Genomic DNA, 13503 nt, shown 5'->3' on the forward strand with positions numbered 1-13503 from the left:
TCTGTGTCCCCGGGCGGGGCCAACACACGGTGGCCGGGGGGCGAGCTTTCGTCGTCGTGGCTTGATCGGAGATGATCACCGAGTGGCTGGGTTGATTGAACACTTGGAGTCGTTCCTCGGGCTCATCGCGGGTGGTAGCCGAGGCGACGATACGACGCCGGAGGGCGTTCAGGTGGCGTGGTTTGGCCCCGACGTCCCGTTCGGCGGGGTCACGACCCTGGTGACCGTCGGGCTGTCGCGGCGTCATCTCAACCTGCCGAGTGACGGGGCCTTGCACCAAGAGTTGGTGATGCACGTTCCAACCGATGACTACCCGGCCCGGGCAGCCGGGCTGTTGTTCCAGGTGGCCGGTGAGTTGGTGCGCCGCAGGGCCGGCTTGTCGAATGGCCAGGTGATTGGCCCGCGCGGGCCTCTCTTCCCGGGCGGCCAGACCACAGCCATCGTGGCGATCAGCCCGAGATATTTGCCGGAGTCCTTTGCCGTCTGTCACACCGAACCCGCGCCAGTGGTCTTCACGTGGTTGGTTCCGATCACCACGGGTGAAGCTGAGGTAATCCAGAAGTTCGGGTGGGGGACGCTGGAGCAGTCATTCGCGGCTCAGGATCCTGACCTGGCTGACCCCGGTCGGGCAGAAGTGGCGCTGGATGGGTTGGGCTCGTAGGCCTCAGCGGGCGGGTGATCGAGTTTCCGGATCTGCCGCTCGCAGCGTGTTGGCGTACGCTGCGGGGTGGGGTGACCTGGCGCGCATTGTCGGCGCGCAGTGGGGGAAGCGGCGAGACGTTGTCCCCGGTCCGGTACACGTGCACGCCGTAGTTCCAGCGGTGCACCTTGCCGAGAAGTACCACACGGTTCTGCTGACGTAGCAGCATGCGCCGGCCAGAAGTGACCTCAAGCCGTAGATGCGGGATGTCGCGGCCGGTGACGACCAATCCGAGGCCCCCGTCGGCCGCGTACAAATCGACGCGGTGCACCGACCCAGCTTAGGCAGCTGCTTCAACCATATGGGCGGCGGCGACTTCGACCGCAGAGTTGGTGGCGCCGGGCGCACTCACAGCCGCGATCCGCGCGGCGCGCAGCGTGACGGTTCGAGCTGCCGCTCGCCATCCGGAACTGCCGATGAGCGCGCACTGGATCATGGGCGTTGAAGTATCCCGGCTCCCCGACGTCCGCGGGCCGTCAGCCGTTGAACGTGCTCCAGGCGGTGGTCCAATCGCGAGTGGCGCGCAGGCTTGCCCGTTGACGGGCGCCGACGAACACGTGGGTGCCGCCGTGCAACCCGGCGGTGAGAGCGACGAGCCCGGGCGCGACGTAGAGATGCGTCGGGTCGGCGGGCACGGCCAGCGGCTGCAGCGGCACAGCGATGAGGTGTCGAGTGAAGCGTTCGAGTTGCTGGTTGTCGAGGACGGCGCGCCCGGTGACGCGGCGCCGGTGTCAGCGGCCCCGCAGCTTGTCCCACACTGTCCGTCTGGGTTGTGGTTGCGCCGAGGGCAGCACGTCTTCGGCAAGCATCCGCCGGGCCGCGTCGCGCGTGGCGGCGGACAGGTCCGGAGTCACGCACGCAAGCTGCGCCAGCGACGTCGCGATGAGCACGGGCCGGGTCTGTTGCGCCGTAGACGCTTTCTCGAAGCGCTCGGCCACCAGCGCGGCGACGCCGGCCCGTTGCGACGGGTCCGTCCACGCCGAGGCCACCAGCGCGTAGACGGCCGCCTCGGTGGTCCAGTCCTCGACGCCGAAGACGATGTCGGCCAGCAGCCCCGTTTCACCCTGGTGCAGCAGGCCAAGGCAGCACCACGCCTGTACGGTCCGCTCCCACACGGACATCCGTGTGCGGCCGGGCGACTGCGGCGGGTGGACGAGCAAAGACAACAATTCTTTGACGGGTACCTCGCGCAGCCGCGCCGCCGCATGCAAGGTGACCGCAGGCGGGCCCCAGGACCGTTGTGCGGCAAGCTCTGTCACCACCCCTGCGGCGTCCGGGTCGGGCGGGGGCAGGGCCGCGGTCTCCCGGGTACCGTCGTAATGCCAGAGCACGGCGCCGCCTGGGCGCAGGGGTTGGCGCGGATCGGGTTCGCCTGGGCGGCCCATGGCGATGACGATGCCCGGGCAGCGTCGCCGTACCAGGGCGATCGCGCTCGGCGGCTCCATCGCGGAGATCCCGATCTCCGTCGCCATCTGTTGGGGATTGAGTCCGGCGACGGCGTTGATGCTCGACGCCTTGCCGGCGGGCACAAAGCCTAGCCACGCAATGTCGCGGGCCTCCTCGAAATAACCGGCATTGACGCGCTCCATCAGCTGGCCGAGGTCACGTGCGCCATGATCAGCAGGCATGCGGGTCAGCCTAGACCGCCACCGCCGGCGACGCTGCCCGAGCGGTCCGGCCCGCGTCTCGCGACTGTGAAACATGTTCACCGATCTGGCCGTGCTCGCGGTAACGATATCGCTACGGTGCTGATGAGGGCCGCGCCGAAAGGGCTCGTGACAGTCCAGCCGTTACAGGGCAAGATCAGCCTCGATGTCCGCGACTCGCTACCGGACTGGGCAGCGCTGCGCCCATCTGGTTTCCACCCCGCCGCCACCATGCTCGGCCACCCTCATTTGCCGCTGACCGCGCGGTCAGCCATCGACGGCGACGCTTTCTCCTTACGCTGGCAGCATGGCCACGTGGACATGGTCGGATGCCTGGGTCTTTTCGTCGATCAAGGGCACCGGTCCGGACGATGGTTACACGCTGAGCGAGATCCTCAAGACGGCCGACACCATCAATCACGCCGTCCTGACCGAAGCCGAGTTCACCCGTGCAGTGCCCCGCCTTCTGGCCGTGGGCCTAATCGGGGCCGATGCCGAAGCCGACCGCTACTGACTTACTGAGACCGGTCGGGCACTGTACCGACAGCGGATGAAACGACGCGGCCTGTTCGGCTGGATGGACGGGATCCCTCCGGCGTTGGGCCGACTCGGCGAGCCGCAGGACAGCGCTTGGTCTCTGCCCGCGGGTGCCTTCGACCAGGCGGTTCGTGAGTACCTCAAGCAGGCCGAGCAGACCCTCAAACGGCTGATCGGTCCAGCAGCCCAAGATCCGCCAGTGTCGTGATGCAGCTTCTCGGTTACTCCGCGAGCGCCTCCCTGACGCGTGGACGCAGCATCCAACGGACGTACTCTTTTGCCGCATATTGAGCACTACGCAGTGGGCTGTCCCTTCGGTGGGAGGTCTTTTCAAGTGTCCACGTGGACACCGGACCTTATTGCTGCGCGTCGAGGTCGCGCAGTGCGAAGCGGAGGTGTTCCCACTCTTCGTCGAAGATCACGTGGAGGCAGTGCAGGACCCGCTCCTCGTGTTCGGGTGACCACACGGTCGGCCGAGGCTCGGCGAGCAGCTCCGGCGTGACGCTCGCGAGGAAGTCCTGCACCATGGCCTGCCGCTCGGCACGCAGATCGAGCACCTCGGCGAGACTCGGCTGCCCCGTGGCAAAGATCGACATATCGAATCCATCCGTCTCGTACTCGGCGTGCGGCTGCCCGAGCGGATGGAAGGGCTGCGGCAGGCGCAGGATCGCCTTGCCGAGCCATGCGTCGGTGGCGAACGCGAGGTGGCGCAGGGTCTGCGCGAACGACCACTCGCCATCGATCGAGACGTCGGCGGTGCCCTCGGGCATGGATTCAACCCGGTCGACCGCGGCCGCCCAGGCCCGTTCGAGCGCCGCCCACGCCGTGCGCAGGCCATCGGAATCCTTGGCATGCTTCAGTTCGCGCCCGGGAAACCGCCGGTTGAGTTCGGCCTCGACGAGCGGCACGACGTCGACACCGTTGATCAGCAGTGCGCCGTCCGCCAGCCACGGCGCATCGATATCGAGCCCGCGCACATCGACGCCGCGCATCACGGCACCGGCCAGCGTCGACCTGTTGAACCGCGCGCCCCGCAGGTCCCTATCGACGAACGTTGTGACGTCCTGGGCCACGGCGCCTTCCCTCCCGTTGGCGATCGCGGCGATGCTAGCGGGCGGGTCCGACAACGAATGCGCGACGCGGCCAGCCCGAAGTCAACGAGCATCGACCGGCGCAGGGTGACTGACCCGGACCAACTGGTGCGACGACGGCGACGGTACAGCTGGTCACCACCTTGGAAATGGTTCCGTCCGGCGAGGGCCAAAGATCGGGGGGCGCGTCGCCAAGATCAAGCATCCGCTACTGCCGCTGACCGCGCGACTTTGCCGAGACGGGTGCGTCGTACCGCTCGCCGCGGTCTCCGCCGATCTGCCGGGCCTGCTGTGGCCCCCGCAGTATCCTTCCTGAACGCCAGCCAGATGGCCCACGACGGGCTACTGACGGAACGGGCGGGTCATGGCTGCAAGGAGGGAATGCTCGCTGTCGTCACCGGCGAGCTGCCAGGTGAACGTGCCCCGCAGCCCGTGGCTCGCCGCGAACGCCGCTCGCTCCTGGATGGAGTCGGCGTCCTCGTAGCTCACGAACGTCTGGGTACCAGGGTGGTAGAGCCACGGTGTGCGGGCCACCGGATGGCGGTGGCGCTGCCATGCCGGGTCGGGCAGCAGGTCACGGCTGATGTCGCGCCAGTTGCCGACATCGACGGTACCGATCTGGGGCTGGAACAGGCCGGCTTGCTCGCCGGGTGAGGCGACGCGGAATCCGCGGCCGTAGAACGGCACGCCGAGCACGAGCTTGTCCCGTGGTACGCCGTGGCGCTCGTAGTAGTCGACCGCACCTGTGACGTTGTTCCACTGCCGCAGGCCGGGTTCGAGTGGGTCGTCGGCGACTTCCGCCAGTGGCGCGTTGAACGTAGCGATCTGGGAGAAGCCCGTACCGAAGTCGTAGGTCATGAGGTTGACGAAGTCGAGGAGTTCGGCGAGTTCCGCGAGTTCGAAGCTGTCCGCCGGGTCATATGGGCCGGCCGACTGCAGCCGTCCGGCCGGCAGGGCGGCGGTCAGCAGGCGATCCGGGCCGAGACGGTCACGCAGATCCTGGGCGAGCAGCGTGCAGTTGCGCCGGTCCTCGGGCCGTCGGGTGAGCTCGGCAGGGCCTCCCGATACCGGAAACTCCCAATCCAGATCCACGCCGTCGAAGCCGGCGGCGAGTTCCACGCATTCGGCTACCAGGTCGGCGCGTGTGCGTGCGGTCAGCGCGGCATCGGAGAACCCGCCGGCACCCCAGCCGCCGATCGAGATCACGATGCGCAGGTGCGGATGCGCCTGCCTGATCGCGGCGAGCTGCGCCGGCGCCGTGGAAGGAAGCGTCAGGCGGCCGTCCTCGATCGTGGCGAATGCGTAGAACAGGTGGGTCAACAGGTCGGCGGGAAGGTGCTCGATCGGGTACTCGTGGGTGTCCACTCCGGGAAAGTAGGCACCCAGAACCGTCTGCCCCATGATCATTCGCCCACGGTAGCAGCCGCGGGTCAGAGCCGACTCGGTGAAACCGGCGCGATGGGCTGCAGGTTCGGCGGCCGGGATCTGGCTCGGGCCCGCGGCCAACGCATGGTCAACCCGCGGGGTGGGAGCAGATCAAGGTCGCTCTCCGTTGCCGTTCGCGGTACGGGGCAGTTGTCGTGGCGCGAACGAGCGCGGTCGGGATAGCCTTGGGGCATATGGCTACCTATCGCAGCGCCTCAGTGCTTCTCTCCTCGGACGGCACCAGGACCCCCGGCACCGCCGCGCTCTTCGCCGAGCCCGCCCGCAAGGGTGGGATCCCGCCGTGGGCAGGCGACTTCCGGCCGGCCAACAGCGCCGGCAATGGCCCCAAGAACGCGGTCGGGAAGACCTTCACGTTGGAGCTGCCCGACGGCAGCACCGGCAAGGTCGTGGTCCAGAGCCTCAAGAGCGGGAAGGGAGGCGTCGTGCTGGCGTTGATGGGCGAGGACGCACCCCCCTTCTGATCAGGAAATTGATCGCCGCCGACGCCACCGGCTCGAGACGACCGGTATGCGGCCCCATCGATGGCAATGCGCTCGGTTAGCTGCCGGGCGCATTGCCTTTCCCGTATTGGGCGTCCGCGAAGGTCAGGTCCACTGATCTGCCGCTGGCCGAGCGCTGGGCGCCTGCGCCCGGCGCGGGATCTCCGGGTAGATGCTGAACCCTGCCCCTCCGTGCCCCTGCCCAAAGGGCAGCCGCAGGCGGCTCGGCGAGTCCGGTTGAGCATATGCCCGGGGGAGCGCTGTGGGAGCTCGGGAGGCGTTGACCGTCGGCAGCGCCTGAGTCGTAGTCGAGGCCAACTGGCCAGCTGGCGGTCCACACGGCACCGGCCCATCCGCCAGGGAGCCGGTTCGCCGCACGGCGTTGAAGTCGATGCCGGCCGCCTTGCGGATGACGCTGCGCCCACCATCGGCCCCGACCGGGTATGCCGCGCTCGGATCGGCTGTCTCTCGGCGAGCTTCTGACTTGTGCAGCTGCGCAAAGGCGTCCTTGTGTCGGTGGTGACACCGCGGCGAGGGTGAGCGGAACCCGTGCCGCAAGGAGTCGGCCGGGCGCTGGACCACCTTGCAGGAGCAACAGATGCGCAGACTCAAGGCACCACCCGCCCTCGCCATCCTGGCGACGGCCGCCCTCCTCGGAACCACCGCCCAGGCCGCGAACGCGGCGACCCCGTCGCCGACGGGCACGACGACGGCCACGGAGGCATCCGTCCCGGCCACCGTGGCGCTCGCTACGGACACGCCCGCGCTCGTGGACGACCTGGCCGACCCGGTCGACGCCACGATCGCGCCGGACAAGGCCGCCAAGGCCCACCTCGCGGGCCACAAGGACCGCTACAAGATCGCCGACCCGGACGGCACGCTCACCACGGCGAGCGTCGACACGCAGGGCGCGCGGGAGACGGTCCGGCTGAACCAGAAGTACAAGGGCCTGCCCGTGTTCGGCGCCCAGTACGTGGTGCGTATGGAGAAGAAGGCCGGCAAGCGCACGGTGACCGGCACGTCGGGCAGCTACTTCACGGACCTCGACGTCGACACGACGGGCACCCCGATGCCCGCGGACGTCGCGATCTCCCGCGCGGTCGAGGACGTGCGCAAGAGCCTGCACCCCGGTGCGGCCGTCGTGGCCGGCGCCCCGCGGCGCGGCACGAAGACCGACGCGGCCCACGCCGACCTCAGCGGCACCGACCAGGGGCTCGTGGTCATGCCGACCGGCGCCGGCGTGCTCGCGCGGCGCGTGCTCGTCAAGGGCAAGGACGCCGTCACGGGCCAGCCCGTGCTCCGCGACGTGTACGTGGGCGCGACGAACGGGGTGACGCTGCTCAGCGTCAGCCGGATCAAGTCGTTCGCCACCGCGCAGCAGGCCGCCGCCCTGGCCGCCGGTGGGACGGCCGTCGCGCCGCAGGCCGTGACGGAGCCGCCCCCGTCGGGCAACGGCACGACGCCGGTCGTCGGCGAGGGCAAGAGCCTGCACGGCGCCGCAGTGTCGGTCCCGCTCGTCCGGGTCGACGACGCCAGCCTCTACCTCATGATCGACCAGACCCACACCCTCGCGGACGGCCGGACGGTGCCGATCACCACCTTTGACGCTCGGGGCCGGGACTACTACGAGCTGCTCGACGGCCAGTTGCCCGAGGGCGTGGGGCCGTTCGCGTCGCCGTCGAGCACGCTCGGCGCCGACCTGACCGACGCCGGCGCCGTGGACGCGGCCTGGGACGCCGCGAAGGTGTTCGAGTGGTTCCAGACGGAGCTCGGGCGCAACAGCCTCGACGACGACGGCATGCCGATCAACTCGATCGTCGGCATCACGTACGGCGGCTACCCGTTCGTCAACGCCTACTGGGACGGCACCCGCATGGTGTACGGCAGCGGGGACGACGAGTACCTGCCGCTGGCCGCCGACCCGGACGTCGTGGGCCACGAGATGACGCACGGTGTGGTGGAGAACTCCGCCAGCCTCGTCTACGCCGGCCAGCCGGGCGCGCTCAACGAGGCGATCGCCGACTACTTCGGCAACGCCATCGACCTCGACGCGGCGGGCACGTCGATGTCCGACCCGGAGGCGAGCCTGATCGGCGGCGACCTCTGCCGCACCCTGGCTCCCGCCAAGTGCGCCCTGCGCAACCTCGACGACGGCGCCACCACGGCGGACTTCCAGCACCTCATGGACACCCCGCAGATGGACGACGGCGGCGTGCACCTCAACTCGACGATCGTGTCCGGGGCGCTGTGGGACCTGCGTCAGGCGTTCGGCGGTGCGGTCGCCGACAAGATCGTCTACCGCGCGCTCACCGACTACCTCACGCCCATGTCCGACTTCGTCGACGCCCGCGACGCGGTGCTCGCCTCCGCCAGGTCCTTCGGCCTGAGCAACAAGGACTTCAAGGTGGTGCAGGCGGCGTTCGACTCGCGCGGGATCACCGCGAAGTGGAAGGCGAACCTGTACGGCAAGAACACCGACCTGCTGGTCGACCGGCTCAACACCGGGTTGTACATCGACACGAAGGCGAGCATGGCCGGCGGCTGGTTCACCGTGCCGCGGTCGGACGCGAACCACACCGAGCCGATCTCGATCTGGGTCGGCCGCACCGACGGCAAGGTCGCGCCGTACCGGATCTCCCCGAACGACGGGAACAATCACACCTTCCCGTACACCGATGGCAAGCGCGTCGTGTGGCTGTCGATCATGAACAACCCCGACTCGCCGACGTGGGAGACCAACCGCATCCTGTCGGCGCCCGTCGGCGGCGGCCAGGTCGAGGAGCTCTACAGCTCCCCGTACCGGATCGACGGCCTGGGCTTCGACGGCGACGTCGTCGCGTGGAGCCAGTACGACCCGGCGCAGGGGTACCTCGACGTCGTGCGCTACCTGCAGGGCAACTCGCGGACCGTGCACACCCTCGCGCACCCCGACTGGGTCGGGAACGCGACGGCACCGAGCGTCAAGAACGGGAAGATCTCCTACGTCCGGTACGAGGACTACGCGGAGCCCAACCCCGACGGCACCTGGTGGTCGCTGGGCGTCGAGGTGTACGACGTGGCGACGGGGAAGACGACCTTCGCCGGCGGTGACCCTGGCGCCGAGACGATGAGCTACCCGCAGCTGTCCGGCACCGGCGTCGCCTGGGTGACCAACCGCGACTACGGCCACTACGTCGACGGCGAGTGGAGCAAGGGGACGTTCAACGACTCCGTGCGGCTCTTCGACTTCGCCACGGGCACCAGTAACCTGCTCTTCGAGGAGAACTCCCCGCAGGCGATCCGTGCCGACGTCGTCACGCTGTCCGACACGACCCTCACGACCACCGAGGAGGCCCCCGCGGAGCTCTGGCTCGCGACCGGCGGTTACCCGGACAACTCGCTCAACCCGAAGCTCAAGCAGTACACGTTCGACGGGACCTACGTCGGCCCGGCGTCGTGCAGTCCGGGAGCGCAGATGTTCGCGACGGCGGGTGCGGGGCGCGAGGTGATCTTCATGGACTCGTCGGCGGGCGGTTTCGGCCTGGCGTACGCGACGGGAGCCAAGTCCTGCCAGTGAGCCCCTGCTAGGCAAGCGCGATGCACGACAGCGCGCCGGGATCTGCCACATGGAGGTCCCGGCGCGCGGTGGCAGTGAGCCTTGACGTGGGGCCGCGGGATTCAACGAGCCTTCATCGCCCGGTGCCGCCTCCTGTCAGCGACTCCTTCAGCCACCCCCGCTCCGCTGCCAGCAGCGCGATCTGGAACCGAGTCCGGGCGCCGAGCAGAGAACCCGCATCGCTGACGTGTTTCTGCACGGTGCGGCGGCTCACCTTGAGCACGCGGGCGATCGCCTCGTCCTTCATCCCGGTCGCCATCATGTGCAGGATTTCCCATGTTCGCCGGTCCGGCCCCACGGTCGTCAGACTGCCCTTCGGGGCCGGCCCATCGTGTCGGCTCGCCAGCGACACCGGGTCGGCGCGCTCCCACACACTCTCGAACAGCGCCACCAGCGCCACCACCAGCGCGGGCGAGTGCACCACCATTGAACCCGCCGCCGGGCGGTCCCCGCGCACGGGCAGCAGAGCCGCCACCCGGTCGAACACCACCAACTTCACCGGCAGCCGTGACGCCAGCCGCAATTCCCCGCCCTGACCCGTCCCGCGCAGCGCCGTCTTGAGGGACACCGCGTCGGTAAAGCCCTCCGTCTCGTACACCGACCGCATCCGCACCCCGGGCGCCACCCCCGACTCCGCGACGGACGCCTGCGTGGCCGTCACATACGGCGGCTTGGCCAGATGCAGTACCTCGACCGAACTGCCCTTCAGCAGCTGACCGTAGCGCGCCGGCACCTCGTCCTCGCGCTCCAGCACCTCCACCAGATGCGCAGCGCGCGGGCCGGAAACCGCCTCATACACCTCGTGAAGCCGCTCCACGAGGCCCTCGACGCGGGCCAGTTCGGCCCGCCGCCGGGCCACCAGGGCGCTGAGCGATGACCGCGGGGGGCCGGCCGCCCATCGCGGTGCCGTGGCGTCGATCTGCAGCACCAGCGCGGAGTCCGCAAGGTGCCGCAGTGCTCGTTCCGCCTCCGCCGGGGACACCCCGACCGCCGTCGCCACCTCGGTGACGTCCGCCGACGGCACGGCCACCAGGTGCTCCAACACCCGCCCGGCCAAGGGATCCAGACCGGTTACCGCCCACGGGCTGCCTGCAGTTCCGTCCATGCGTTCTGACAACTCCTGTGGTCCGAGCTTGTTCCGCTTCGGCGGACACCATCGGTGTGGTGGTCAGGCCGCCAGGGCGGCCTCGTAGTCGGCGGGACTGCGGTGGCCCAGGCTGCTGTACAGCCGGTGCAAGTTGTACCAGCCGTAACGGCGACGAGGACGCCCGTACCTGCCGGTGTCCCGAAGGAGGAGAAACGACCGAGCGGCATTCGACTTCCGCGAAGTGCGCGTGCCGCTGGCGTCTACCACGGCGGCGTCGCAGCGGGTTGTCGTCGGGTTCAGCCACTGCGACGCGCGTACGCCTCCTGGGGCAGGCGGTAGGCCAGGTTGGCAGCCGTCTCGGTCGCCTCGTCCTCGGTCAGCCGGTGTTCCACCACGAGGCGGGCCAGGTAGCCGGCGTCGATGCGCCGGGCGAGGTCGTGCCGGGCCGGGATGGACAGGAACGCCCGGGTGTCGTCGACGAAGCCGCTGGTGTTGTAGAAGCCGGCCGTCTCGGTCACCAGTTCCCGGAAGCGGCGCATCCCGTCGGGGCTGTCCAGGAACCACCACGGCGCGCCGAGACGTACCGCGGGGTAGACCCCGGCGAGCGGGGCGAGTTCCCGTGAGTAGACGGTCTCGTCGACGGTGAAGAGGATGACCCGGAAGTTCGGATCGCGACCGAAGGCGGTGAGCAGCGGCCGGAGGGCACGGGTGAACTCGGCCGCGATCGGGATGTCGAAACCCCGGTCGGAGCCGAAGGCGGCGTGGATGTCGGGGTCGTAGTCGCGGAGCACGCCCGGGTGGATCTGCATGACGAGCCCGTCGTCGCACGACATCCGGGCCATCTCGTAGAGCATGTGCCCGGCGAACGCCGAGGACGCCTCGGGGGTCACCGCGCCGTTGCGCGCGTCGGCGTAGATCCGCCGGGCCTCGGCCGGGCTCAGCGGCTCGGCGGCGGCGCTGACGTGCCCGTGGTCCGTGGCGCGGGCGCCCGCCGCCACGAATGCCGCGCGCCGCGCGAGCAGGGCGGCCAGATAGCCGTCGTAGTCGCCGGTGTCCATCCCGCTCAACTCTTGGAGCCGCTCGAGCTGGCCCGTCCAGCCGGGGTGGCCGACATGGGTCAGTGCGTCCGGCCGGAAGGTGGGCACGACGCGTTCACCCAGCCCCGCTTCGCGGAGCCGGGAGTGGTCGTGCAGGGGCGAGGTGGCGGAGTCCGTGGTGGCCATCAACTCGATGTTGAAGGCGTCGAGCAGGGTACGTGGCCGGAAGCCCGGCTCGGACAGTCGCGCGTCGATGAGGTCGTAGAGTTCGTCCGCGGTGTCGGGCCCGGGGGCGAGGTCGAGCTTGAGCACCTCGGTGATCTCGTGTTCCAGCCAGTAGCGGCTGGGCGTGCCCTGAAACAGGTGCCAGTGGGCGCAGAAGAGCCGCCAGATGGCGCGGGGGTCGGCCTCGACCGTTGTCCCGTCGAGGCGGGGGACGCCGAGTTGGTCGAGTGTGACGCCCTGCGAGACGAGCATTCGGGTCACGTAGTGGTCCGGCACGACCAGCAGGTGAGCCGGGTCGGAGAACCGCTCGTCGTCGGCGAGTACGGCGGCGTCCACGTGCCCGTGCATGCAGAGCAGCGGCAGCTCCCGCGTGGAGTGGTAGATGCGACGGGCGACGGCCCGGATGCCGTCGCCGGCCGGTAGGGCACGGTCGGGGTGCAGACGCAGTTGTGCCACCAACGTCTCCTCTGCGGCTTCGATTGGAACTGGCCCTGCAAAGGATTGCATCGACCGGCTTGCGCCACAAGGCCGCGGTTTCACGAGCCCAGAGACATTCGTGCGGGAGAGTATTGACAGAGTTCTGCAATCGGTTTCAGACTTCCGACGTAACGGTTCCGCGACCGAGGAGGTGAACCGTTGCGCGCGACGATCCGTGAGGTGGCCCGCGAGGCCGGCGTCTCGCCGTCCACCGTGTCCCGGGCGCTGTCGATGCCCGGGCTGGTCAGCCCGGTTACCCGGGAACGGGTGCTGCGCGTGGCCCAGCGGTTGGGCTACGAACCCAACCGGGCCGCGCGAGGACTCATCACCGGGCGCACCGGCAACCTGGGGCTGATCGTGCCGGACCTGGCCAATCCGTTCTTCCCCACCGTGGTGAAGGGCGTGCAGGCCAGGGCCCGGGAGGCGGACTACGCCGTCCTCCTGGCCGACGCCGACGAGGACCCGACCGTCGAGAGCGAACTCGTCCGGGTCCTCGCCAAGCAGGTCGACGGGCTCATCCTCTGCTCGCCCCGCGCGCGTGAGGAGGACATCCGCACGCTCGCCGCGACCACCACCCTGGTCATGGTCAACCGGCGCTTCGGGCGGGTTCCGTCCGTCGTCTTCGACAACGCGGACGGCATGCGGCAGGCCGTCGCGCACCTGCAGGCGCTCGGTCACCGCCGGGTGGCCTGGGTGGGTGGGCCGCGTACCTCCTGGTCCAACCGCGACCGGATGCGGGGCCTGCGCGCCGCGACGGACGCGGCCGGCATGGAACTGCTCGTGGTCGGCCACTTCCCGCCCCAGTTCGAGGGCGGGGTCGCCGCGGCGGATCTCATCATCGCCTCCGGCGTCACCTCGGTCATCGCCTACAACGACCTCATGGCACTGGGCCTGCTGGGCCGGCTCCAGGCCCGTGGCGTTCACGTACCGCACGACATCAGCGTGGTCGGAATCGACGACATCCAGATGTCGTCGATGTCGTCACCCACGCTCACCACCGTCTCGCTCACCAAGGAGCAGGCCGGCCGTGCCGCCGTCGACCTGCTGCTGTCGCTGCTGGAGCGGCCCGACGACGCACGCAACGTGCGCCGAGAACTGACCACCCAGCTGCTGGTCCGCGGCTCGACCGGGGTCGCACCGACCGCCTGACATCCCGGCCGGCAGGCCGTCCCACCCACCACCA

Annotated in this window: 12 protein-coding genes; 6 read left to right on the top strand and 6 right to left on the bottom strand. The window is 69.5% G+C overall.

From position 1 onward, the window contains the following. Positions 1-82 precede the first annotated feature (82 nt). The gene (locus AC0OLQ_RS18120) at positions 83-661 is read left to right on the top strand and encodes a suppressor of fused domain protein (RefSeq protein ID WP_357345998.1); all 579 of its coding nucleotides are present in this window, start codon (positions 83-85) and stop codon (positions 659-661) included. A gap of 515 nt (positions 662-1176) precedes the next feature. On the opposite strand, the gene AC0OLQ_RS18125 is transcribed toward AC0OLQ_RS18120, so the two are convergent. Together AC0OLQ_RS18125 and AC0OLQ_RS18130 are read right to left on the bottom strand one after the other, a co-directional pair. After that, entirely contained in the window at positions 1177-1356 is a 180-nt protein-coding gene (locus AC0OLQ_RS18125) for a hypothetical protein (RefSeq protein WP_254336772.1), read from the bottom strand. A gap of 75 nt (positions 1357-1431) precedes the next feature. Next, the gene (locus AC0OLQ_RS18130) at positions 1432-2328 is read right to left on the bottom strand and encodes a hypothetical protein (protein WP_484527174.1); all 897 of its coding nucleotides are present in this window, start codon (positions 2326-2328) and stop codon (positions 1432-1434) included. A 325-nt stretch (positions 2329-2653) separates the two neighbouring features. On the opposite strand from AC0OLQ_RS18130, the gene AC0OLQ_RS18135 reads away from it, so the two are divergent. Further along, the gene (locus AC0OLQ_RS18135; RefSeq protein WP_484527175.1) at positions 2654-2860 is read left to right on the top strand and encodes a hypothetical protein; all 207 of its coding nucleotides are present in this window, start codon (positions 2654-2656) and stop codon (positions 2858-2860) included. A 36-nt stretch (positions 2861-2896) separates the two neighbouring features. After that, the gene (locus AC0OLQ_RS18140; protein ID WP_484527176.1) at positions 2897-3091 is read left to right on the top strand and encodes a hypothetical protein; all 195 of its coding nucleotides are present in this window, start codon (positions 2897-2899) and stop codon (positions 3089-3091) included. 148 nt (positions 3092-3239) lie between these two features. Here the strand turns inward: AC0OLQ_RS18140 and AC0OLQ_RS18145 are convergent, their stop codons facing one another. Both AC0OLQ_RS18145 and AC0OLQ_RS18150 read right to left on the bottom strand, forming a co-directional pair. After that, positions 3240-3956, bottom strand: a complete 717-nt coding sequence (locus AC0OLQ_RS18145) for a DinB family protein (RefSeq protein WP_484527177.1) — start codon at positions 3954-3956, stop codon at positions 3240-3242. Positions 3957-4316: 360 nt separating this feature from the next. Then, positions 4317-5381: a glycoside hydrolase family 18 protein gene (locus tag AC0OLQ_RS18150; protein WP_484527178.1), complete on the bottom strand. Its 1065-nt coding sequence runs from the start codon at positions 5379-5381 to the stop codon at positions 4317-4319. Positions 5382-5593: 212 nt separating this feature from the next. Here AC0OLQ_RS18150 and AC0OLQ_RS18155 point away from each other — a divergent pair, with 212 nt between their 5' ends. Further along, positions 5594-5881, top strand: coding sequence for a hypothetical protein (locus AC0OLQ_RS18155; RefSeq protein WP_350917013.1), 288 nt, complete (start codon positions 5594-5596; stop codon positions 5879-5881). A 616-nt stretch (positions 5882-6497) separates the two neighbouring features. After that, entirely contained in the window at positions 6498-9455 is a 2958-nt protein-coding gene (locus AC0OLQ_RS18160; protein ID WP_484527179.1) for a M4 family metallopeptidase, read from the top strand. Between the two features lie 112 nt (positions 9456-9567). Here AC0OLQ_RS18160 and AC0OLQ_RS18165 read toward each other — a convergent pair whose 3' ends face one another. Both AC0OLQ_RS18165 and uxaC read right to left on the bottom strand, forming a co-directional pair. Beyond that, the gene (locus tag AC0OLQ_RS18165) at positions 9568-10524 is read right to left on the bottom strand and encodes a helix-turn-helix transcriptional regulator (RefSeq protein ID WP_484527180.1); all 957 of its coding nucleotides are present in this window, start codon (positions 10522-10524) and stop codon (positions 9568-9570) included. A 353-nt stretch (positions 10525-10877) separates the two neighbouring features. Then, positions 10878-12299 carry a glucuronate isomerase gene (gene uxaC / locus AC0OLQ_RS18170; RefSeq protein WP_484527181.1) on the bottom strand — a complete coding sequence of 474 codons (1422 nt, stop codon included), beginning with the start codon at positions 12297-12299 and terminating at the stop codon, positions 10878-10880. A gap of 180 nt (positions 12300-12479) precedes the next feature. Here uxaC and AC0OLQ_RS18175 point away from each other — a divergent pair, with 180 nt between their 5' ends. Beyond that, entirely contained in the window at positions 12480-13469 is a 990-nt protein-coding gene (locus AC0OLQ_RS18175) for a LacI family DNA-binding transcriptional regulator (RefSeq protein WP_357344186.1), read from the top strand. Positions 13470-13503 lie beyond the last annotated feature (34 nt).

The sequence above is a fragment of the Micromonospora sp. Utrum1 genome (assembly GCF_057197805.1).